This is a genomic window from Pseudomonas sp. FGI182, assembly GCF_000511325.1.
Taxonomy (GTDB): Bacteria; Pseudomonadota; Gammaproteobacteria; order Pseudomonadales; family Pseudomonadaceae; genus Aquipseudomonas; species Aquipseudomonas putida_Z.
On sequence record NZ_CP007012.1, the window covers coordinates 973,917 to 995,892 of the forward strand.

General features: G+C 63.4%; 18 protein-coding genes. 1 reads left to right on the plus strand and 17 read right to left on the minus strand.

The window, feature by feature from the left end; translation table 11 throughout:
- Positions 1-235: 235 nt before the first annotated feature.
- The 4 genes from C163_RS04405 to C163_RS04420 are packed head-to-tail and all read right to left on the minus strand — an operon-like array spanning position 236 to position 3,681.
- Positions 236-1,393 (minus strand): betaine/proline/choline family ABC transporter ATP-binding protein, encoded by a 1,158-nt coding sequence (locus C163_RS04405; RefSeq protein WP_025337791.1) that lies wholly within the window; start codon positions 1,391-1,393, stop codon positions 236-238.
- Positions 1,390-2,043, minus strand: a complete 654-nt coding sequence (locus C163_RS04410) for an ABC transporter permease (RefSeq protein WP_025337792.1) — start codon at positions 2,041-2,043, stop codon at positions 1,390-1,392. Before C163_RS04410 ends, C163_RS04405 begins: the two co-directional genes overlap by 4 nt.
- A complete protein-coding gene (locus C163_RS04415; protein ID WP_025337793.1) occupies positions 2,040-2,954 on the minus strand; it encodes a glycine betaine ABC transporter substrate-binding protein in 915 nt (304 codons plus the stop codon). Before C163_RS04415 ends, C163_RS04410 begins: the two co-directional genes overlap by 4 nt.
- Before the next feature lie 13 nt (positions 2,955-2,967).
- Positions 2,968-3,681 carry an ABC transporter permease gene (locus tag C163_RS04420; protein ID WP_025337794.1) on the minus strand — a complete coding sequence of 238 codons (714 nt, stop codon included), beginning with the start codon at positions 3,679-3,681 and terminating at the stop codon, positions 2,968-2,970.
- A gap of 558 nt (positions 3,682-4,239) precedes the next feature.
- On the opposite strand from C163_RS04420, the gene C163_RS04425 reads away from it, so the two are divergent.
- A complete protein-coding gene (locus C163_RS04425) occupies positions 4,240-5,823 on the plus strand; it encodes a peptide chain release factor 3 (protein WP_003257876.1) in 1,584 nt (527 codons plus the stop codon).
- 117 nt (positions 5,824-5,940) lie between these two features.
- On the opposite strand, the gene C163_RS04430 is transcribed toward C163_RS04425, so the two are convergent.
- The 13 genes from C163_RS04430 to C163_RS04490 form a co-directional block, all read right to left on the minus strand.
- Positions 5,941-7,020 (minus strand): polyamine ABC transporter substrate-binding protein, encoded by a 1,080-nt coding sequence (locus C163_RS04430; RefSeq protein WP_025337795.1) that lies wholly within the window; start codon positions 7,018-7,020, stop codon positions 5,941-5,943.
- Between the two features lie 52 nt (positions 7,021-7,072).
- Positions 7,073-7,414 carry a cupin domain-containing protein gene (locus C163_RS04435; RefSeq protein WP_025337796.1) on the minus strand — a complete coding sequence of 114 codons (342 nt, stop codon included), beginning with the start codon at positions 7,412-7,414 and terminating at the stop codon, positions 7,073-7,075.
- A gap of 32 nt (positions 7,415-7,446) precedes the next feature.
- A complete protein-coding gene (locus C163_RS04440) occupies positions 7,447-8,853 on the minus strand; it encodes an FAD-binding oxidoreductase (protein ID WP_025337797.1) in 1,407 nt (468 codons plus the stop codon).
- 61 nt (positions 8,854-8,914) lie between these two features.
- On the minus strand, positions 8,915-9,724 hold the full coding sequence (locus C163_RS04445; RefSeq protein WP_025337798.1) for a nuclear transport factor 2 family protein: 810 nt from the start codon (positions 9,722-9,724) through the stop codon (positions 8,915-8,917).
- A 371-nt stretch (positions 9,725-10,095) separates the two neighbouring features.
- Positions 10,096-11,064 (minus strand): peptide ABC transporter ATP-binding protein, encoded by a 969-nt coding sequence (locus tag C163_RS04450; protein ID WP_024086321.1) that lies wholly within the window; start codon positions 11,062-11,064, stop codon positions 10,096-10,098.
- Positions 11,064-12,032, minus strand: a complete 969-nt coding sequence (locus C163_RS04455; RefSeq protein WP_003257886.1) for an ABC transporter ATP-binding protein — start codon at positions 12,030-12,032, stop codon at positions 11,064-11,066. Before C163_RS04455 ends, C163_RS04450 begins: the two co-directional genes overlap by 1 nt.
- Before the next feature lie 10 nt (positions 12,033-12,042).
- A complete protein-coding gene (locus tag C163_RS04460; protein ID WP_025337799.1) occupies positions 12,043-12,969 on the minus strand; it encodes an ABC transporter permease subunit in 927 nt (308 codons plus the stop codon).
- 10 nt (positions 12,970-12,979) lie between these two features.
- Positions 12,980-13,990 carry an ABC transporter permease subunit gene (locus C163_RS04465; protein ID WP_025337800.1) on the minus strand — a complete coding sequence of 337 codons (1,011 nt, stop codon included), beginning with the start codon at positions 13,988-13,990 and terminating at the stop codon, positions 12,980-12,982.
- A gap of 90 nt (positions 13,991-14,080) precedes the next feature.
- Complete coding sequence (locus C163_RS04470) at positions 14,081-15,691, minus strand: ABC transporter substrate-binding protein (protein ID WP_025337801.1); 1,611 nt, start codon at positions 15,689-15,691, stop codon at positions 14,081-14,083.
- 75 nt (positions 15,692-15,766) lie between these two features.
- Complete coding sequence (locus tag C163_RS04475) at positions 15,767-17,146, minus strand: OprD family porin (RefSeq protein ID WP_025337802.1); 1,380 nt, start codon at positions 17,144-17,146, stop codon at positions 15,767-15,769.
- Between the two features lie 224 nt (positions 17,147-17,370).
- On the minus strand, positions 17,371-18,963 hold the full coding sequence (locus C163_RS04480; RefSeq protein ID WP_025337803.1) for an ABC transporter substrate-binding protein: 1,593 nt from the start codon (positions 18,961-18,963) through the stop codon (positions 17,371-17,373).
- A 146-nt stretch (positions 18,964-19,109) separates the two neighbouring features.
- Positions 19,110-20,735, minus strand: a complete 1,626-nt coding sequence (locus C163_RS04485; RefSeq protein WP_025337804.1) for an ABC transporter substrate-binding protein — start codon at positions 20,733-20,735, stop codon at positions 19,110-19,112.
- Positions 20,736-21,120: 385 nt separating this feature from the next.
- Positions 21,121-21,837, minus strand: a complete 717-nt coding sequence (locus tag C163_RS04490; RefSeq protein ID WP_015269044.1) for an SIMPL domain-containing protein — start codon at positions 21,835-21,837, stop codon at positions 21,121-21,123.
- Positions 21,838-21,976 lie beyond the last annotated feature (139 nt).

A 21,976-nucleotide genomic window follows, 5' to 3' on the forward strand; every position in this document is an offset into this window, starting at 1 on the left:
GCGGGTGAACCCGCTCCCACAGGTACCGCGCAGGTCTTTAGCCTTGCACCGACCCTGTGGGAGCGGGTTTACCCGCGAAGAGGCCGGCACAAGCAATCCATTACCTGGGTTTTGAGCCTAGATTGCCGGGGCCGCTTTGCGGCCCATCGCGACACAAGGCCGCTCCTACACAGGAACGCGATCTGCTGTAGGAGCGGCCTTGTGTCGCGAAAGGGGCGCAGCGCGCCCCCGGCGATTACGAAACCACCGCCTCGGCCGGCGAGACAATGCTGGTCTTGGCCCCCCGCGAGCGTCCCGAACTCAAATAAGCCGCAATCGACTCCTGCGTCACCTCGCCCAAGAACACCTGCTCGGCATCCAGCACCGGCAGCCACGCCCGGTTGAACTCGTACATCCGCGACAACAGGATGCGCAAATGCTCATCATGCGACGCCGTGGCATTGAACGGCCGCAGGAAGTCGCCACAAGTCCCTTGCTGGCGATGCATGTCACGCCGGCGCACGTAGCCCAGTGCCTTGTTCTGCGCATCGGTCACCACCACGTAGCGGCGGTCGTGCTCGTCCAGCAGCTCCAGCGCATCGCTCACCGGCGTCTGCGGGCTTACCGATGGCGCGTTGTCTGCCGCATCCTCCGCACGTACCAGCAACAGGCGCTTGAGGGTACTGTCCTGGCCGACGAAGTTGCTGACGAACTCGTCCGCCGGGTGCGCCAGCAAGGTGTCCGGGTGGTCCAGCTGCAACAGCTTGCCGACGCGGAAGATGGCGATCTTGTCGCCCAGCTTGATCGCTTCGTCGATGTCATGGCTGACCATGATCACGGTCTTGTTCAAGGCCCGCTGCATCTCGAAGAACTCGTTCTGGATCATCTCGCGGTTGATCGGGTCGACCGCGCCGAACGGCTCGTCCATCAGCAGCACCGGCGCTTCCGCCGCCAAGGCGCGGATCACGCCGATACGCTGCTGCTGGCCGCCGGACAGCTCGCGCGGGTAGCGCTGCAGGTACTGCTTGGGCTCCAGCTTGATCATGTGCATCAGTTCGCGGGCGCGTTCATGGCACTTCTGTTTGTCCCAGCCGAGCAGGCGCGGCACCACGGTGATGTTCTCCTCGATGGTCATGTTGGGGAACAGGCCGATCTGCTGGATCACATAGCCGATGTGCCGGCGCAGGGTGACCTCGTCCAGCCCGGTGGTGTCTTCGCCATTGATGAACACCTGGCCGGAAGTGGGCGTGATCAGGCGGTTGATCATTTTCAGGGTAGTGCTCTTGCCGCAGCCCGAGGGGCCGAGGAACACGCAGATTTCCCCTTCGTTGACGGTGAGGCTTACCGAGTCGACGGCTTTCACGTCCTTGCCGTTGACGTTGAAGGTTTTGCTGAGGTTCTTCAGTTCGATCATGAGCGCAGTCCTTCTGGAGTCAGGGCACGTTGCAGGGTTTGCAGGAGCAGGTCGGCGATGATTGCCAGCAGGCTGACCAGCACGGCGCCGACCAGCAGCATCGACATGTCGCTGCGGCTGATGGAGGTGAGGATGAGTACACCAAGGCCGCCGGCGCCGATGGTGGCGGCGATGGTCATCACGCCGATGTTCATCACCACGGCGGTGCGCACGCCGGCGAGGATCACCGGCACGGCGATGGGCAGTTCGACCATGCGCAGGCGCTGGCCGAAGGTCATGCCGATGCCGCGCGCGGCTTCACGGATGCCGGGCTCGACGTTGGTCAGGGCCAGGTAGGTGTTGCGCATGATCGGTAGCAGTGAGTAGAGAAACACCGCAGTGATCGCCGGCAGCGGCCCGAGGCCCTGGCCGAACTTGGAGTAGAACGGCAGAAGCAGGCCGAACAGGGCGATCGAGGGGATGGTCAGCAGTACCGTGGCGCTGGCCTGCAATGGGCCGGCGACGGCCGGGAAGCGGGTCATGAGGATGCCCAGCGGTACGCCGACGATGATCGCCAGGCCCACGGCGACGCCGACCAGCATGATGTGCTGCCAGGTCAGTTGCAGCACCTGGGCCCAGTCCAGGTGGTTGAAGGTATCGATCAGGTTCATGGCTGGCCCTCGCTGTTCAGTGGGTGCTCACGCAGGAAGGTGGCGGCCACGGCAGTCGGGTTCTGGTGCTCGACATCGACCTTGGCGTTGAGCTGGCGCATGGTTGCGTCATCCAGCTGTTCGGCCAGTGGCTTGAGCAGGCCGGCCAGCTGCGGGTTGGCGTCGAGCACGGCTTTGCGCACCACCGGCGCGGCGGTGTAGTCGGGGAAGTAGTGCTTGTCGTCCTCCAGCAGCTTGAGGTCGAAGGCGTTCAGGCGGCCGTCGGTGGTGTACACCAGCCCGGCGAACACCTGGTTGTTGCGCATCGCGGTGTACACCAGGCCGCCGTCCATCTGGCGGATGTTGCGGCGGTCCAGCGGCAGGCCGTACATCTCGCGCAGGCCGACCAGGCCATCGGGGCGGTTGGCGAACTCGGTGTCCAGCGCCACCAGGTGGTTGCGGTGGCTTTCGTCACGCAGTACCTGGTTGAGGTCGCTGATGGTGTTGACCTGCGGATAGGCCTCGGCCACCTGCTTGGGCAGGCCCAGGGCGTAGGTGTTGCTGAACTTCGACGGGGTCAGCCAGATCAGGTCCTTCTTGGCATCCAGCGCCTTGACCCTGGCGAAGGTTGCCTCGGCACTGGGCATGCGCTCGTCGATATGGTTGTACGACACCAGCGACACGCCGGTGTATTCCCACATCAGGTCGAGCTGGCCGGTTTCCTGGGCCTGGCGCGCGATATTGCTGCCAAGGCCGGTGGTGACGCGCACGTCATAGCCGTTGGCGCGCAGGTATTGCGCGGTGATTTCGGCGAGTACGGTCTGTTCGGTGAACACCCGCGCGCCGATGCGGATCAGTGGTTTGTCCGCCGCCTGGGCAAATCCTGCGAACAGCAGGGCCGCGCCCAGCAGCAAGGCGATTCTCTTGTTCATACGTTCCCTATCTTTATTGGGCCAGGCCACGTTCCAGCCAGCGCTTGCTGGAGAAACTCACCGCCGCGTCCAGCGCCAGCGCCAGCAGTGCAGTGCAGGCAGCCCCCAGCAGCAGCTGTGGCTGGTTGTTCAGGGCGATGCCGGGGAAGATCAGGCTGCCCAGGCTGTTGGCGCCAATCAGGAACGCCAGCGGTGCGGTGCCGACGTTCAGCGCCAGGGCCACGCGCACACCGCCAACGATGATCGGCACGGCGTTGGGCAGCTCCACCTGCCAGAGTTGCTGGCGCGGAGTCATGCCGATGCCGGTGGCGGCTTCCTTGAGCGAGGCGGGGACGTTTTTCAGGCCCTCGTAGGTGTTGCGCACGATGGGCAGGAGGGAGGCGAGGAACAGCGCGAAGATCGCGGGCCCGGCGCCGATGCCCAGGATACTCAGGGCGATGGCCAGAACGGCCAGGGGAGGGATGGTGTTACCAACGTTGAAGAACTGCATGAAGCGCTCGGCTTTGTCGACCCGGTGCGGTCGACTTAACGCAATGCCGGCGGGGATGCCCACGGCCAGCGCCGCCGCCATCGAAGCCAGCACCAGTACCAGGTGCGCTTGCAGGTAGAACCCAAGATCGTCGCGATACCGCGCGATCGTGTCGATGCCGATCCAGTGGACCAGCAGGGCCAGGATGACGAGCACGGCGGCCCATCCCAACAGCCCTTTTCCGTAGCGTTCAGCCACAGGCGGACTCCTTGTGTAGTCGGCGAGCACACTTCTTGGTTGCCGGCCAGTCCTGGCGGCGGGTGGTGTGTTCGCGAGTAGCAGCGTGACGCACGCCGAAGGCTGCGATCAGGCCATGAGCCGAACCCCGTCGGGCCCGAAAATGCTGATGAAACCAGCTCCCCAACCGAAGCGGGTTGCAGGGGAGTGGACGTCTCCGTGGGCGTAAAGGTTCCCATCTGGGGCGGCATTTGGCCAGCGTTAATCACTGGTTGGTTGGAAAATTGACGAGAAAAAGCAGCGGGTTAGTGCGCTGTAGGCGTTGAAATAACTGCTCTTGGGCCATTTGTCGTGATAAGTGGCTAGTTGTTGAATTTGTGGTGGCAGTGCCGGCCCTTTCGCGGGCTCGCCCGCTCCCACAGGGATCTCCACTGCTGTTCAGGCCTGTGCAGTGCCTGTGGGAGCGGGCGTGCCCGCGAAAGGGCCGGAACAGGCACCGCCGGTTCAGCAAGTTTTGGTCCCGGCCCAACTTCAGGTATGATATCGCCCCTTTTAAATCCCCCAGTCAGGCGATTTCCCATGACCAACCAGGCCGCCGAAGTCGCGAAGCGCCGCACTTTCGCAATCATTTCCCACCCCGACGCCGGTAAGACCACCATCACCGAGAAGCTGCTGCTGATGGGCAAGGCCATTGCCGTCGCCGGTACCGTGAAGTCGCGCAAGTCCGACCGCCACGCCACCTCCGACTGGATGGAAATGGAGAAGCAGCGCGGCATCTCCATCACCACCTCGGTGATGCAGTTCCCGTACCGCGAGCACATGATCAACCTGCTCGACACCCCCGGCCACGAAGACTTCTCGGAAGACACCTACCGCACCCTGACCGCGGTGGACTCGGCGCTGATGGTGCTCGACGGCGGTAAAGGTGTAGAGCCACGTACCATCGCCCTGATGGACGTGTGCCGCCTGCGCGACACGCCGATCGTCAGCTTCATCAACAAACTCGACCGCGACATCCGCGACCCGATCGAGCTGCTGGACGAGATCGAAGCCGTGCTGAAGATCAAGGCCGCGCCGATCACCTGGCCGATCGGTTGCTACCGCGACTTCAAGGGCGTGTACCACCTGACCGGTGACTACATCGTGGTGTACACCCCGGGCCACGGCCACGAGCGCACCGAAGCCAAGATCATCCAGAAGCTGGACTCGGACGAAGCCCGTGCCCACCTGGGCGACCAGTACGATTCGTTCGTCGAACAGCTGGAGCTGGTGCAGGGCGCCTGCCACGAGTTCAACCAGGAAGAGTTCATCAACGGCCAGCTGACCCCGGTGTTCTTCGGTACCGCGCTGGGCAACTTCGGTGTCGACCATGTGCTTGACGCCGTCGTCGACTGGGCGCCGCGCCCGCTGGGCCGTGTGGCTCACGAGCGCACCGTGGAGCCTGTGGAAGAGAAGTTCACCGGCTTCGTGTTCAAGATCCAGGCGAACATGGACCCGAAACACCGCGACCGCATCGCCTTCATGCGTATCTGCTCGGGCAAGTACGAGAAGGGCATGAAGATGCGCCACGTGCGGATCAACAAGGACCTGCGTATCGGCGATGCGCTGACCTTCTTCTCCTCCGAGCGCGAGCAGCTGGAAGAGGCCTATGCCGGCGACATCATCGGCCTGCACAACCACGGCACCATCCAGATCGGCGACACCTTCACCGAAGGCGAGGCGCTGGGCTTCACCGGTATCCCGCACTTCGCCCCGGAGCTGTTCCGCCGCGTGCGCCTGAAGGACCCACTGAAATCCAAGCAGCTGCGCCAGGGCCTGCAACAGCTGGCCGAAGAAGGTGCTACCCAGGTGTTCTTCCCAGAGCGCAGCAACGACATCATCCTCGGTGCAGTCGGTGTGCTGCAGTTCGACGTGGTCGCCAGCCGCCTGAAGGAAGAGTACAAGGTCGAGTGCGCCTACGAGCCGATCACCGTATGGTCGGCCCGCTGGATCGGCTGTGACGACAAGAAGAAGCTCGAGGAATTCCAGAACAAGGCCATGGAGAACCTGGCCATCGACGGTGGCGGGCACCTGACCTACCTGGCGCCGACCCGGGTCAACCTGTCGCTGATGGAAGAGCGCTGGCCGGACATCAAGTTCCGCGCTACCCGCGAGCACCACTGATTCGGAAAGCTTGCATCTGACCCCTGTGGGAGCGGGTTTACCCGCGAATGCGTCGGTGAATTCAACATCGCATTCGCGGGTAAACCCGCTCCCACAGTGACCGCGTTACGGCCGCACTCAGTTTCCTGCCTTGATACTGGTCCAGATCCTCGTCCGAATACGGTCGATCTTCGCCGGCATTGCCTCCAGCGCATACAGCTTGCCCATCACTTCCTCGCTCGGGTAAACCATCGTATTACCCTTCATCGCCGGATCCACCAGCCCGTCCGCCTCAAGGTTGCCGTTGGCGTACTGCACATGGTTGCTGATGTTGGCCATCACCTCCGGCTGCAGCAGGTAGTTCATGTAGGCATACCCGGCCTTCTCATCCGGTGCATCGGCCGGCATGGCAACCATGTCGAACCACATCGGTGCGCCTTCCCTGGGTATCGAATACCCCACGTTCACCCCGTTCTTCGCCTCCTCGGCACGATTCTTCGCCTGCAGCACATCCCCCGAGAAACCGACCACCACGCAGATATCGCCGTTGGCCAGGTCGCCGGTGTACTTCGATGAGTGGAAGTAGCTGATGTATGGCCGCACCTGCATCAGCAGCGCCTTGGCCTTGTCGTAGTCCGCCGGGTTCTGGCTGTGGTGCGGCAGGCCCAGGTAGTGCAGGGCGATCGGTAACAGCTCAGGGCCGTTGTCCAGCACGGCGACGCCGCAGCTTTTCAGCTTGCTCATGTACTCAGGCTTGAAGATCAGGTCCCACGAGTTTATTGGCGCGCTGTCGCCGAGCACCGCCTTGACCTTGTCGACGTTGTAGCCGATGCCGGTGCTGCCCCACAGATACGGGAAGCCGTATTGGTTACCCGGGTCATTGACCTCTAGTGCCTTGAGCAACACCGGGTTGAGGTTGTGCCAGTTGGGCAGCTGCGACTTGTCCAGCTGCTTCAGGGCTTTGCCCTGGATTTGACGGGCCATGAAGTGGTTGGACGGGAACACCACGTCGTAGCCGGAGTTGCCGGTCATCAGCTTGCCGTCGAGGGTTTCGTTGCTGTCGTAAACGTCGTAGGTGGGCACGATACCGCTGGCTTGCTGGAAGTTCTTCAGTGTGTCGGGGGCAACGTAGCTGGACCAGTTGTAGATCTTCACCGTTTCGGCGGCACCGGCCACGCTGGCGGCCAGTATCAGGGGGGCGAGAAGGAGCGTGCGCATGTCGGGGTTACCTTGCTTTGTGTGTTGTTATCGAAGGCAGGCGATCAGCGGATCAGAAAATAAGGACGTAGGTCTTGCGCACGGTCTCCTGGATGTCCCAGGTGCCTGTGCTGTTGGCCGGTAGCATCAGTGCGTCTCCGGCTTCTATGAACAGGGGCTCGCCACCGTCAGGGGTGAAGGTGCAGCGGCCCTTGGTGAAATGGCAGAACTCCTGCTGCACGATCTGCCGCCGCCAGCGCCCGGGGGTGCACTCCCAGATGCCGGTTTCGACGCCGTCGCTGCGCTCCACACAGGTGACCGACGTTACCGCCACGGGCTCGCCGAGTGGTACCGCAACGGGGTTGGAGCTATCGAGCACGGCGCTGTCGGTGTTCTTGAAATGGGTGATGCTCATGACCGGTAAATCCTGTGTCGGGGAAAGGGAAGTCAGTGCATGAAGCCTTCCATGAAGTCTGCAAGATTGCTGGCCAGGCGCCGCCTCCAAGGCGCGCTGGCGGGGTTGGCGAGGGTCCGGTCCTCGTGGACGAAGCTCTGGATGATCGCGTTGTAGCCCAGCCAGCGGCAGGGCTCGGGTGGCCAACTGGCCAGGCTTGAAAGCGGGCGGTTGTCGAGTACCCAGGGTTGCGCGGTCAGTTCGTTGTGCTGGTTGAGGATCAGCGCCGCCAGGGTGCGCCCGCCCAGGTTGGTGGCGCCGACGCCTTCGCCGCCGTAGCCGCCCGCCAGGGCGATGCCGCGCTGGCGGTCGCAGAGCATGTGCGGGCGGAAGCGCCGAGCCATGCCCAGGTTGCCGCCCCAGGAATGGGTGATACGCACGTGCTTCAGCTGCGGGAACAACTCGCTGAACAGGTAGCGGCGCAGCTCGATTTCCTGTTCGTCCAGGTTGAAGTTTTCGCGCAGGCGGCCACCGAAGCGGTAGCCGCCACGGGCGCCGAATACCAGCCGGTTGTCGGCGGTGCGCTGGCCGTAGGTGACCTGGCGGCTGCTTTCGCTGAACGCCTGGCCCTGGTTCAGGCCGATCTGTTGCCAGGTGGCCTCCGGCAGTGGTTCGGTGGCCACCAACAGGCTCTGTACCGGCAGCTGATGTTTGCCCAATGGCGGCAGGCTGGCGGCGTAGCCCTCCACGGCGGGTACCATCCATTGGCAACGGATGCGCGCCAACGGGGTACGCACCTCACCCGGCTGCCAGTCGATGGCTGGGGTGTTTTCGTAGATGGGTACGCCCAGCGCCTCTACCGCCCGGGCCAGGCCACGCGCCAGCTTGGCGGGTTGGATGGTTGCGGTGTGCGGGTTGTAGATGGCGCCATAGGCGTTGCTGACCCGCAACTGAGCGTCAAGCTGTTCGGGGCGCAGCCAGCGGTAGTCGTCCTCGGTCATGCCTTGGCGATAAAGATCGTCGAGGTAGGCGCGCAGGCTGCGCTCCTGTTCCGGGTAGCGCGCGGCGCAGTACAGCACGCCGCCTTTGCGGTAGTCGCAGTCGATGCTCTCGCGATGCAGCACGCGGTGTACTTCATCGGGGATGCCATGCAGCAGATCGATGCTGGCGCGGCGCTGTTGCGGCGACAGGGTGGCCAGCAGGCGGTCTTCGCCGAGCAGGTTGCCCATCAGCCAGCCGCCGTTGCGCCCCGAGGCGCCGAAGCCGGCGATGTTGGCGTCGATTACCGCGATGTTCAACTGTGGCGCCTGGCGCTTGAGGTAGTAGGCGGTCCACAGGCCGGTGTAGCCAGCGCCGATGATGCATACATCCGCGTCCAGGTCCTCGCGCAGGGCCGGGCGGGCGCACAACGGCTCGTCGAGCTGGTCCATCCACAGGCTGAGCGTGCGCAGGGGTTGCATCGGGTTCGGCTCCACATCCAAGGTCTGTGGGCGATCCTAGTGGTGTCGGCGGGCGGCTGTCCTACGTGCGTGCACGCAGGGAAATTTGCTTCAGGTACGCCTTGGGCGTAAGCCCGGTGTGTTCGCGAAAACACTTGTAGAACGCCGACAACGAGTTGAAACCGGCATTGAACGCCAGCTCGTCGATCGTGGCTTCGATGCTGTCGTCGTCGAGGCTGGCCATCAAGTGCTGCAGGCGGGCCTGGTTGACGTAGCGGTAGAAGCTTTGCCCGAGCACCTGGTTGAGCAGGTAGGAGATCTGGTTGCGGCTGTAGCCGCTGGCGTCGGCCACCTGCTGCAGGTCCAGCTCCGGGTCCAGGTAGGGGCGCTGGCGCTGGAAGTAGTGTTCCAGGTCCTGGGCCATGGTCGACAGCTGTCGGGGTGACAGGCCCAGGCGGCTGGTGGCCGGGCGCGGGCCGCTGCTGGCATGGCCACTGCTGCTCCGGCGGACCAGCGTGGCGTATTCGTTGACCTGCCAGATCAGGCCGTCCTTCACGGTAATCGCCTCGCTGGACTGGAACGCCACCAGGCCGTCACCGCCCTGGACCGTGACCTGGTACTGGATGAACGCGGTACAGCCGTCGACGCGGATGCGGTCGCTGTGCACGATATCTTCACCGGCTTCATGGGGCAGGCAGGCGCGTACGTAGTCACGCAGTTCCTGGAAGCCGAGCACGCGGTTCTGGAAGAAGTCGTGGTACTGGATGTCGGGGTGGTAGAGCGCCATGACGCCGTCGAGATCGCGGTGCTTCCAGCACAGGTGGTAGCGCAGCACGGTGTCGGCGGTGAGCGGGGTCTGCTCGGGGCCGTCGGGGAGGGTGGTGGCGGTCATGAGCCTGATAGTGCATTGCAGAACACCCAGCCGCAAGGGTGCGGATCCGGCATATTGCACGGTTTTGCCAAGCGGCTTGGGCAGTAAGCCGTTGATTCGGTTGAGAGTGTTTTTTTGACAGGGATGGCATGGCGAGTGCACCGGTCTGTTCAACATCGAACAAGGAGAAAGGCCATGCGCTCGATACTGCTCTGGATGATTGGGGTGCCGATTCCGGTGATTATCCTGATCTGGTTCTTCATGCATTGAGATTTTTGGGGCCGCTTTGCGGCCCATCGCGACACAAGGCCGCTCCTACAGGAGATCGCGGTCCCTTGTAGGAGCGGCCTTGTGTCGCGATGGGCTGCAAAGCAGCCCCGGCTATCTAAAGGCTAGAGAAACTGCTCGGCATAGTGACAAGCCACCTGCCGTGTACTCACCTGCCTGAGCGCCGGCACTTCCTTGGCACACCGCTCGGTCGCATACGGGCAACGCTTGTGAAACGCACACCCATCCGGTGGGTTCAGCGGGTTGGGCAACTCCCCGGCAATGCGGATCTTCGGCTTCAAAGGGTCCGGGTGAATCGCCGGCGTCGCTGACAGCAGGGCCTGGGTATACGGGTGCAACGGCCTTTCGTAGATATCTTCTTTCGGCCCCATCTCCGCCGGCCGGCCGAGGTACATCACCAGCACCTGATCGGCCACATGCCGCACCACCGCCAGGTTGTGCGAGATGAACACGTAGGCGGTGTTGAACTCCTTCTGCAAATCCATGAACAGGTTCAGCACCTGGGCCTGGATCGACACGTCCAGCGCCGAGGTCGGTTCGTCCGCCACCAGCACCTTGGGCTGCAGCATCATTGCCCGGGCCAGGGCGATACGCTGGCGCTGGCCGCCGGAGAACATGTGCGGGTAGCGCTGGTAATGCTCGGGGCGCAGGCCGACCTGTTCCATCATCTTCTGCACCTTTTCTCGCCGCTCGGCCTTGCTCAGCGAGGTGTTGATCAGCAACGGCTCGGCCAGCTGGTCACCAATCTTCTGCCGTGGGTTGAGCGAGGCGTAGGGGCTCTGGAACACCATCTGTACGTCGCGGCGCAGTTGCTTGCGCTCGCTCTTGCTGGCGCCTTTCACTTCGGTGCCGGCAATTTGCAGCGAGCCGGACGACGGCTCTTCGATCAGGGTCAGTGCGCGGGCCAGGGTCGACTTGCCACAGCCGGACTCACCGACCACGGCCAGGGTCTTGCCGGCCTCCAGTTCGAACGACACGCCATTCAGCGCGCGGACCAGGGCGTGGCCCTTGAACAGCCCGCGGGAGACTTCGTAATGCCGGGTCAGCTCCCGGGCGGATAGAACGACGGCCATCACGCCACCTCCTGGTTCAGCGGGTAGAAGCAACGCACCAGGCCATGGGCCTGGGGATCGAGGGGCGGGCGCTGGCGCCGGCAGTTGTCTTGCACGTACGGGCAGCGCGGTGACAGCAGGCAACCCACGGGGCGGTCGTAGCGGCCGGGGACGATGCCGGGCAGGGTGGCCAGGCGTTCGGCACCGATGCTGTGCTCGGGGATCGCCGCCAGCAACGCTTCGCTGTAGGGGTGGGCGGGTACGTCGAACAGCTCCGGCACCTGGCCCACTTCAACGGCCTGGCCGGCGTACATCACGCACACCCGCCTGGCCGTTTCGGCGACCACGGCGAGGTCGTGGGTGATCAGGATGAGCGCCATGTTGCGCTCCTTCTGCAGGTTGACCAGCAGCTCCATGATCTGCGCCTGGATGGTCACGTCCAGCGCAGTGGTGGGTTCGTCGGCAATCAGCAGCTTGGGCTCGCCGGCAATCGCCATGGCAATCGCCACGCGCTGGCTCATGCCGCCGGACAGCTGGTGCGGGTAGGCGTCCAGGCGGCTTTCCGCAGCCGGGATCTCGACCTTTTTCAGCAGCTCCAGGGCACGCTGGCGCGCGGCCTTGCCCTTCAGGCCCAGGTGCTGGCGCAGCACTTCCTCGATCTGGTAGCCCACGGTGTAGCTGGGGTTGAGCGCGGTCATCGGGTCCTGGAAGACCATGGCGATGTCCTTGCCCACCACCTTGCGTCGCTGGCGGCCGCTGAGCTTGAGCATGTCGGTGCCGTCGAAGGTGAGCGAGTCGGCGGTGATGCGCCCGGGGGCGTCGATCAGGCCCATCAGGGCCATCATGGTCACGGACTTGCCCGAGCCGGATTCGCCGACAATGGCCAGGATCTCGCCGGCCTCCACCGTCAGGTCCAGGCCATCGACCACCGGTACCGCATTGGCGTCGCCGAAGCGCACGTTCAGGTTGTTGATCTGCAACAGTGACATGGCGTTCTCCTCAGGCGGCGTTCTTGAGTTTCGGGTCCAGCGCATCGCGCAGGCCGTCGCCCATCAGGTTGATTGCCAGCACACTGAGCAGAATGGTCAGGCCGGGCAGGCTCACCACCCACCAGGCGCGCTCGATGTAGTCACGGGCCGAAGCCAGCATGGTGCCCCACTCCGGGGTCGGCGGCTGTACGCCAAGGCCAAGGAAGCCCAGGGCGGCGGCGTCGAGGATGGCCGAGGAGAAGCTGAGGGTGGCCTGCACGATCAGCGGTGCCATGCAGTTGGGCAGCACAGTGACGAACATCAGCCGTGGCAGCCCGGCACCAGCCAGGCGTGCGGCGGTGACGTAGTCGCGGTTCAGCTCGCCCATCACGGCGGCGCGGGTCAGGCGCACGTAGGATGGCAACGACACGATGGCAATGGCGATCACGGTGTTGATCAGGCCTGGGCCGAGGATGGCGACGATGGCCACTGCCAGCAGCAGCGAGGGCAGGGCCAGCATCACGTCCATCAGGCGCATGATCGACGGGCCGAGCAGTTGCGGGAAGAAACCGGCCAGCAGGCCCAGCAGGATGCCAGGGATCAGCGACATCACCACCGACGACAGGCCGATCAGCAGCGACAGCCGCGCGCCCTGGATCAGCCGCGAAAGCAGGTCGCGGCCCAGCTCGTCGGTGCCGAGGATGAACTGCCAGCTGCCACCTTCGAGCCACACCGGTGGGGTCAGCAGGAATTCGCGGTACTGCTCGCTCGGGTCGTGCGGGGCGACCCACGGCGCGAACAGCGCGCAGAACACCACCAGGCACATGAAGGCCAGGCCCATCACCGCGCCTTTGTTGCGGGCGAAGGCTTGCCAGAATTCTTTGTATGGCGAGGGGTAGAGCAGGCTCTGGTCCACCGGGCTGACCGGTGTGACGGATTTCGGAATCGGGCTAGTCATGGCGAAGGTCTCAGCGCTGATGACGGATGCGTGGGTTGGCCAGGCCGTAGAGGATATCCACGACGAAGTTGACCAGGATCACCAGGCAGGCGATCAACAGGATGCCGTTCTGGACCACGGGGTAGTCACGGGCACCGATGGCTTCGATCAGCCACTTGCCGATGCCCGGCCAGGAAAAGATGGTTTCGGTCAGCACCGCACCGGCCAGCAACGTGCCGACCTGCAGGCCGAATATGGTCAGTACCGGGATCAGCGCGTTGCGCAGGCCGTGCACGAACACCACGCGGGCCGGCGACAGGCCTTTAGCGCGGGCGGTGCGGATGTAGTCCTCGCGCAGCACTTCGAGCATCGACGAGCGGGTCATGCGGGCAATCACCGCCAGCGGGATGGTGCCGAGCACGATGGCCGGCAGGATCAGGTGCATCACCGCGTCCTTGAATGCACCTTCCTCGTCGCTGAGCAGGGTGTCGATGAGCATGAAGCCGGTCTTCGGCTCGATGTCGTAGAGCAGGTCGATGCGCCCGGACACCGGGGTCCAGCCCAGGCTTACCGAGAAGAACATGATCAGGATCAGGCCCCACCAGAAGATCGGCATCGAGTAACCGGCCAGGGAAATGCCCATCACCCCGTGGTCGAACAGCGATCCGCGCTTGAGCGCGGCGATCACGCCGGCCAGCAGGCCGACGATGCCGGCGAACAACAGGGCGGCAAAGGCCAGTTCCAGGGTGGCCGGGAACAGGGTGAGGAACTCGCTCCACACGCTCTCGCGGGTGCGCAGCGATTCACCGAGGTCACCCTGGGCCAGCTTGCCGACGTAGTCCAGGTACTGGACCGGCAGCGGCTTGTTCAGGCCCAGGCGCTCCATGGCCTGGGCATGCATTTCGGGGTCGACCCTGCGCTCGCCCATCATCACTTCCACCGGGTCGCCGGGGATCAGGCGTATGAGCGCGAAGGTCAGCAAGGTGATACCGAAAAAGGTCGGTATCAGCAGGCCAAGGCGCCGGGCAATAAAGCTCAACATTGTCGGGGTTACCTCATCAGGCCGTGCGGCTAGCAGCACGCTACGGGGTGCCGCCGGTCCCCGTGTGGGTTGCCGGCGGTCGTTGTTGTTCTACTTCACCTTGGTGGTGGCGAAGTTGTTGTTGGCCAGAGGGCTGATTACGTAGCCCTCCACGTTGTCACGCATGGCGGCGAACACCTTGGGGTGGGCCATGCTGATCCAGGGTTGGTCGTCATCGTACACCCTTAAAGCCTCGGCATAGACCCATCGGCGCTCATTGTCATCCGTCATCTGCCGTGCACGCGTGATGAGTTCCTGGAACTGCGGATTGCACCAGCGGGCGTAGTTCTCGCCGTTCTTGGCGGCCTCGCAGCTCAGCAGCGGGGTGAGGAAGTTGTCCGGGTCACCGTTGTCGCCTGCCCAGCCGGTGGAGACCAGGTCGGCTTCGCCGTTCTTGGCACGACGCAGCATTTCGGCCCATTCCATCACGCGGATATCCAGCTTCAGGCCGACCTGTTTCAGGTCGGCCTGCAGCATCTCGGCGGACAGGCGGGGGTTGGGGTTGGTCATGCCGCCGCCGTTGCGGGTGAACAGGGTGATCACGGTACCTTCCGGTACGCCAGCTTCCTTGAGCAGGGCACGGGCCTTGGCCAGGTCCCGAGGCGGGTTCTGGTTGGTGGTGTTGTAACCGAGCATGGTCGGCGGGTATGGGTTCACGCCCACCAGCGCGTTGTTCTTGCCAAACAGCTGGTCGACGTGTGTCTGGCGGTCGAAGGCCATGTTGATGGCTTTGCGCACGCGCACATCGCTGAGGTACTTGTGCTGGGTGTTCATGGCGATATAGCCGGTAACCAGCGCTTCGGTCTCGGCGACCTTGAGCTTGGGGTCGGCCTTGATCGTCGGCACGTCCTCCGGTTTGGGGTACAGCGCCACCTGGCATTCGTTGGCGCGCAGCTTTTGCAGGCGCACGTTGCTGTCGGTGGCGATGGCGAATATCAGGGCGTCGGCCGGGGGCTTGCCGCGGAAGTAGTCCGGGTTGGGTTTGAAGCGGACCTGGGCGTCCTTGCTGTAACGCTGGAAGATGAACGGGCCGGTGCCGATCGGCTTGCTGTTCAGCTCGGCGGTCTTGCCGGCCTTGAGCAACTGGTCGCCGTATTCGGCGGAGTAGATCGAGGTGAAGCCCATGGCCATGTCCCGCAGGAACGGTGCTTCCGGGCGGGTGAGGGTGATCACCACGGTGTGGTCATCGGTCTTGTCCACCGACTTGAGCAGGCTTTTGAAGGACATGCTTTCGAAGTACGGGTAGCCGACGCTGGTCTTGTCGTGCCACGGGTGCGCCGGGTCGAGCTGACGGCGCAGGCTCCACAGCACGTCATCGGCATTGAATTCGCGAGTGGGCGTGAAGTAGTCGGTCTTGTGGAACTTCACCCCTTGGCGCAGGTGGAAGGTGTAGGTCAGGCCGTCCGGTGCGATGTCCCAGCGTTCGGCCAGGGCCGGCTGGACGTCGGTGGTGCCAGGCTTGAAGTCGACCAGGCGGTTGAACAGCGCTTCGGAGGTGGCATCGAAGGTGACCCCCGTAGTGTACTGGACAACGTCGAACCCTTCCGGGCTGGCCTCGGAGCACACTACCAGCGGCTTGGCCGCCAGCTGCGTGGCGCTGCCCAGTACCAGCGCTGCCAGGGCGAGGCGTAGCGGTAGCGATTTCATGAAAGCTCTCTGCATGGGTGGACTCCCTGCTTGCATTGATTCCAGCGTAGCCGCCACGGCCCGCAGCGAAGCAGGCCGTGGCGCCGGCGGTCAGAGAATGTTGAATGGAATGGTGGTAACCACCCGGAACTCATCCAGGCTGCCATCGCCCTGGGCCTTGCTGGCGCGGTGCGCGGTGTAGGTGGCGCGGATGCTGGTGTCTTTCAGCGGCCCGCTCTGTACCGCGTAGCTGGTGCCGAAGCCCCACTCGTAGTGGGTTTCGCCATCCAGGCCGTTCACGTCGTAGGCGGTACCGCGGTAATGGGTACCATCGATGCCCCAGCCGCGGGCGTTGTACAGGTTGAACTTCAGGCCCGGCACGCCGTACGGCGCCATGTTCAGCACGTAGGAAATCTGCAGCGATTTTTCGTTGGGGCCGTTGAAGTCCGACAGCAGCGAGTTGGCCAGGTAGATGCCGTTGGTTTCGTGCAGGTAGTCGAAGTACTCGTTGCCGTTGACCTGCTGCCAGGAGGCGCTGAGGGTGTGGGCCTGGTGCGTCAGGCCGAACGACAGGCTGTAGGTGTCGTTGTCGATCTCGCCCATCTTCTTGCTGCCGGCGTCGACGGTCTTGTAGTAGTTCAGGCCGGTGCTCAGGCTGAGCACTGCGCTGTCGCCGAGCACGTGGTTGGCGCCGAAGTAGTACTGGTTCCAGAAGTCGTCGACCTTGGTGGCGTACAGGCTGGTGCTCAGGCTCTTGAACGGCTGGTAGTTGATGCCGGCGGTGCTGGCGCGGTCGGTTTCCACGCCAGTGGCACTGTACTCGGTGCGGAACTTGCTGAGGCTCTGTTCGGTACGTGGCGAGACGCGGTCGAAGGTGCCCAGGTCGAAGCTCAGGTTGTCGAATTCGGCGCTGTGCAGGAACGCGCCCTGGAAGCTCGAGGGCAGGGCGCGGTTGCCGATGTAGGCGATCATCGGCGTGTCCACCGATTGGCGGCCGACGGTGAGGGTGGTGTTGGACACCCGCGCCTTGACGTTGGCCAGGCCCATCTTGCTCCACTGGCCGACCGGGTCGCCGTCGCTGTGGGTCAGGGTGCGGTTGTTGGGGCCGGCGACGTCCTCGCGGTTCTGCAGCAGGGCGATGGCATTGTAGCCGGCGGCTTCGACGGCGAAGCCGACGGTGCCCTGGGTGAAGCCGGAGCTGTAGTTGAGGATGGTGCCCTGCACCCAGTTCTCGCGGCTATGGGTGTCGTGGCGGGTGCCGTCGCTCTTGTAGTACTTCCACAGCGGGGCGCGTGCGGCGCGCTCGCGGGCGTACCAGTTGCGGGTGCTGCCGGACAGGCTCTGGCCGTCGACGAAGCCGCTGGCCTGCTCCTGCTCGCTGCTGCCTTTGAGAGTGATGGGCACGTATTCCTGGCTTTGCGGGTCGGCCTGGGTCACGGTGGATAAGGCACTGATGGATAACGCCAGTGCGGTCAAGGTGAATAGTCTCAAGGTTAAAGCTCCCTTTCTGTTCTTCTAGTTATTGCCTGGCCTTGTGGGCCGGGCTTCTTGCTGCGGTGTTGCCAGGGTTGCCCGGGGTCACCGGGCAGAATCGGGGCGTTGTGTTGGCTGTGCCGGCCTCTTCGCGGGCGCGCCCGCTCCCACAGGTTTCGTGAACCTGAGGAGAACCCTGTGGGAGCGGGTTTACCCGCGAAGAGGCCGGTACCGGCTAATGCTCAATCAACACTCACACCGGAAAAGTCGTTGCGCCCGAACGGGCTGACCTTGAACTCGGAAACCTTGACGCTGAGCGGTTGGTTGACCGTGGAATGCGCCACCGGGGTAATCGGCACCTGTTGCTTGAGCCGCTGCTGGGCCTGCTGGTACAGGGCGGTGCGCTGTGTGCGGTCGGTGACCTGCTTGGCCTGCTTGACCAGGCTGTCGTACTGCGGATCGCACCACAGCGAGTAGTTGTTGCTGCCGATGGCATCGCAGTTGTAGAGGGTGCCCAGCCAGTTGTCCGGGTCACCGTTGTCCCCGGTCCAGCCGATCAGGGCGATATCGTGCTCGCCGCTTTTCATGCGCTTGAGGTACTCGCCCCATTCGTAGCTGACAATGCGCACCTTGAAGCCGAGCTTGCTCCAGTCGGCCTGGAGCATTTCCGCCATCAGCTTGGCGTTGGGGTTGTACGGGCGCTGCACCGGCATGGCCCACAGGGTGATCTCGGTGCCCGGCTTGACCCCGGCCTGCTGCAGTAGCTGCTTGGCCTTTTCCGGGTCGAAGGGCGCGTCCTTGATGCTGTCGTCATAGGACCACTGGGTCGGCGGCATGGCGTTGACTGCCAGCTGGCCGGAATCCTGGTACACGGCCTGGATGATCGCCTGCTTGTTCACTGCCATGTCCATGGCCTGGCGCACTTCCAGGCGGTCGAACGGTGGGTGCTGGGTGTTGTAGGCGATATAGCCAAGGTTGAAGCCAGGTTGCTGCAGCACCTGCAGTTTGCTGTCGGCCTTGAGCGCCGGCAGGTCGGCGGGCCGCGGGTGCAGGGTGACCTGGCATTCGTTGCGGCGCAGCTTCTGGATGCGCACCGAAGGGTCGATGTTGATCGAGAACACCAGGTTGTCGATCTTCACGTCCTGCGGTGACCAATAGGCCTTGTTGCCCTTGTAGCGGATCTGCGAATCCTTCTGATAACGCTGGAACACGAACGGGCCGGTGCCGATCGGTTGCTGGTTGATGTCGCTGGGGCGCCCGCTGGCCATCAGCTGTTCGGCGTATTCGGCAGACAGGATGGAAGCGAAGCTCATGGCCAGGTTCTGGATGAACGCGGCATCGACGCTGTTCAGGGTGAACACCACGGTCAGTGGGTCGGTCTTTTCGACACGGGCGATGTTCTTGTCCAGGCCCATGCTGATGAAATAGGGGAACTCGGTCGGGTAGGCCTGGCGGAACGGGTGGTTCTTGTCGAGCATGCGGTTGAAGGTGAACAGCACGTCGTCGGCGTTGAAGTCGCGGCTTGGTGCAAAGGCCTTGTTGCTGTGGAATTTCACCCCTTCGCGCAGGTGGAAGGTGTAGCGCAGGCCGTCCTCGGAGACCTCCCAGCGGGTCGCCAGGGCAGGGTGCACGGCAGTGCCGCCGCGTTCGAACTCGACCAGGCGGTTGTAGAGCGGTTCGGCGGCATCGTTGTCGGTGGCGCTGGTGTACTGGGCGGTGTCGAAGCCGGCCGGGCTGCCTTCGGAGCAGAACACCAGGTTGTTGGCCAGCAGGGCCGGCGATTGGCTGATCAGGCCCAGGGCCAGCAGGGCGGAAAGGCAGGTGGTATGGCGCATGGAAAGTCCTTTTACGTCTGTTTGCGCCGCCTCGGGGTACGAATGGCGGCAACAGGTCGCCGACCCCGCTGCGGATGGCGGCGGGACGACATGAAAGGGTACGAGGATGGCGGGGCACCCGCCGCTCGGCGGGTGCCTTGGCTAGCCTATTTGTCCACGCTGACGCCGTAGAAGGAGTTCAGCGCGAACGGGCTGATCTTGAAGTCCTTCACCTTGGCGCTCATGGGCTGGTACACGGTGGAGTGGGCGATCGGGGTGATCGGCACCTGCTCCTTGAGGATGTGCTGTGCCTGCTGGTACAGCTCGGTGCGCTTGGCCTGGTCGGAGGTGGCCTTGGCCTGTTTGATCAGGTCGTCGTAGGGCTTGTAGCACCACTTGGAGAAGTTGTTGCCGCTCATGGCGTCGCAGCCGTACAGGGTGCCCAGCCAGTTGTCCGGGTCACCATTGTCACCGCTCCAGCCGATCAGCATGGCGCCTTGTTCGCCGCCTTTGGAGCGCTTGATGTACTCGCCCCATTCATAGCTGACGATCTTCGCCTTGATGCCGACCTTGGCCCAGTCGGATTGCAGCATCTCGGCCATCAGCTTGGCATTGGGGTTGTACGGGCGTTGCACGGGCATCGCCCACAGGGTGATTTCGGTGCCTTCCTTGATGCCGGCTTCCTTGAGCAGCTGCTTGGCTTTCTCAGGGTCGAACGAGGCGTCCTTGATGCTGTCGTCATAGGACCACTGGGTCGGCGGCATGGCGTTGACCGCCAGTTGGCCGGCGCCCTGGTAGACCGACTCGATGATCTTTTTCTTGTCCACGGCCATGTCCAGCGCTTCGCGGACTTTCAGCTGGGCCAGCGGGTTGGCCTCGTTGCTGCCCTTGACCTTGTCCATCACGTTGTAGGCGATGTAGCCGAGGTTGAAGCCGGCTTGTTGCGGCATCTGCAGCTTGGGGTCCTGCTTCAGCGGCTGGATGTCGGCCGGCCGCGGGAACAGGGTGACCTGGCACTCGTTCTTCTTCAGCTTCTGCATGCGCACCGAGGCGTCGGTGGTGATGGCGAAGATCAGGTTGTCGATCTTCACGTCATCGGGTTGCCAGTAGTCCTTGTTGCCCTTGAAGCGGATCTGCGCGTCCTTCTGGTACTTGCTGAACACGAACGGGCCGGTGCCGATCGGCTTCTGGTTGATATCTGCGGCCTTGCCGTCCTTGAGCAGCTGGTCGGCGTATTCGGCGGACTGGATCGAGGCGAAGCTCATGGCCAGGTTCTGGATGAATGCGGCGTCGACTTCGTTGAGGGTGAACTTGACCGTGTGCTCGTCGAGCTTCTCCAGCTTGGCGATGTTCTTGTCCATGCCCATGTCGGTGAAGTACGGGAACTCGGTGGGGTAGGCCTTGCGGAACGGGTGGTTCTTGTCGAGCATGCGGTTGAAGGTGAACAGCACGTCGTCGGCGTTGAAGTTGCGGGTGGGTTTGAAGTAGTCGGTGGTGTGGAACTTGACCCCTTCGCGCAGGTGGAAGGTGTAGGTCTTTCCGTCGTCGGAGACTTCCCACTTGGTCGCCAGACCCGGGATGACTGCAGTGCCGCCACGTTCGAACTGGGTCAGGCGGTTGAACACGGTCTCGGCCGAGGCGTCGAAGTCAGTCCCTGTGGTGTATTGGCCTGGGTCGAAGCCGGCCGGGCTGCCTTCGGAACAGAACACCAGGTTGGACGCGGCGAGGGCCGACGGTGCGCCGGAGAGCAAGCCTGCGCCTAGCAGGAACGGAATGACTGCGTGTTTGAGCATGGTGGCCTCATTGTTGTCATTTTTCGATTGAGGTGGCCTCGTGAGCCGACCTGCGGATACTTATGCAGGGGCTGTTCCCAATGCAATATGCAGAGGGATAGTTGACGCCAGAAAAGTGGTACGTTCGTACATGGATGTCGCATTGATATAACTTTCGAAGAAGTTAAACGTTTGCGCAGGCGAAATGATGGCTTTTTGCGGGATGTTACGAGGCGGGGTTAATGTAGGAAGCACCTATTTGGTGCGTAGGAAACTTCCGAAAATCCTAATTTGACGCGATTCCTGTGGGAGCGGGCATGCCCGCGAACACGGGCGAAGCCCGTGCCATCCATCGCGGTGTCTGTTTCGCGGGCAAGCCCGCTCCCACAGGTGTTTCGTGGATCCTTTAAGGCATCTGCACTTCGATCAGGCCATCGGCATTCATGCTTACTTCACTGGTCCCGGCCTCGATATCCGGCGCCGGTGCCGACTCATCAGCCCCCATGGCCTTCATCGCCATTGGTGCACTGCGCAGGTACGGGCGTGGGTAACCGCTGCTGTTGAGGTTCAGGCTGACCACTTTGTAGCCCTTGCCACCCAGCGCCTCGGTAGCCAATTGCGCGCGCGCCTTGAAGGCATCCACCGCATCCTTGAGCAGTGCATCCTCGCTGGCCTTGCGCGTGGCCGGGGCGATGGAGAAGTCCATGCCACCCATCTTCAGCTCTTGCAGCAGGTCGGCGGTCAGCTGCGACAGGGCCGGGAAGTTGGCGCTTTCCAGGCGCAACTCGGCGCGCTCGCGCCAGCCGGTGATCTTCTGGCCCTTGCTGTCATATACCGGGTAGCTGTTGCGGCTGCCCTGGCTGATCTTCACGTCCTTGACCTGGCGCGACTGCTGTACGGCCTTGTTCATGGTTTCGGTGATCTGCTTGGCGAGCTTGCCCGGGTCGGTGTTCTGCGCTTCGCTGTACAGGGTAACGACCATCAGGTCACGCGCCACTTCCTTGCTGACTTCGGCACGCAGCGAGACCTGGTTGTAGCGCGGCTCATCGGCAGCCAGCGCCGGCAGGCTGGCGAGCAGGCCGCAGGACAGGATCAGGGCGGTGCCGCGACGTGGGATTTGCATGTGGTACTCCTTGGCAATATAAGGCGTGGGTTGTGGTCATCCATTCCACGCATGGCCCATCAGACCGGCAACAGTGTAGTGGGTTCAAAAGTGCCATCATCAACCTGTGACAAAGTGTGGCGCTTTGCCGCATCGCTGC

Coding starts and splice junctions, on each gene's coding strand:
- C163_RS04405 (WP_025337791.1), bottom strand. CDS start 1,393: ATGATCGAACTGAAGAACCTCAGCAAAACCTTCAACGTCAACGGCAAG.
- C163_RS04410 (WP_025337792.1), bottom strand. CDS start 2,043: ATGAACCTGATCGATACCTTCAACCACCTGGACTGGGCCCAGGTGCTG.
- C163_RS04415 (WP_025337793.1), bottom strand. CDS start 2,954: ATGAACAAGAGAATCGCCTTGCTGCTGGGCGCGGCCCTGCTGTTCGCA.
- C163_RS04425 (WP_003257876.1), top strand. CDS start 4,240: ATGACCAACCAGGCCGCCGAAGTCGCGAAGCGCCGCACTTTCGCAATC.
- C163_RS04430 (WP_025337795.1), bottom strand. CDS start 7,020: ATGCGCACGCTCCTTCTCGCCCCCCTGATACTGGCCGCCAGCGTGGCC.
- C163_RS04435 (WP_025337796.1), bottom strand. CDS start 7,414: ATGAGCATCACCCATTTCAAGAACACCGACAGCGCCGTGCTCGATAGC.
- C163_RS04440 (WP_025337797.1), bottom strand. CDS start 8,853: ATGCAACCCCTGCGCACGCTCAGCCTGTGGATGGACCAGCTCGACGAG.
- C163_RS04445 (WP_025337798.1), bottom strand. CDS start 9,724: ATGACCGCCACCACCCTCCCCGACGGCCCCGAGCAGACCCCGCTCACC.
- C163_RS04450 (WP_024086321.1), bottom strand. CDS start 11,064: ATGGCCGTCGTTCTATCCGCCCGGGAGCTGACCCGGCATTACGAAGTC.
- C163_RS04455 (WP_003257886.1), bottom strand. CDS start 12,032: ATGTCACTGTTGCAGATCAACAACCTGAACGTGCGCTTCGGCGACGCC.
- C163_RS04460 (WP_025337799.1), bottom strand. CDS start 12,969: ATGACTAGCCCGATTCCGAAATCCGTCACACCGGTCAGCCCGGTGGAC.
- C163_RS04465 (WP_025337800.1), bottom strand. CDS start 13,990: ATGTTGAGCTTTATTGCCCGGCGCCTTGGCCTGCTGATACCGACCTTT.
- C163_RS04470 (WP_025337801.1), bottom strand. CDS start 15,691: ATGCAGAGAGCTTTCATGAAATCGCTACCGCTACGCCTCGCCCTGGCA.
- C163_RS04480 (WP_025337803.1), bottom strand. CDS start 18,963: ATGCGCCATACCACCTGCCTTTCCGCCCTGCTGGCCCTGGGCCTGATC.
- C163_RS04485 (WP_025337804.1), bottom strand. CDS start 20,735: ATGCTCAAACACGCAGTCATTCCGTTCCTGCTAGGCGCAGGCTTGCTC.
- C163_RS04490 (WP_015269044.1), bottom strand. CDS start 21,837: ATGCAAATCCCACGTCGCGGCACCGCCCTGATCCTGTCCTGCGGCCTG.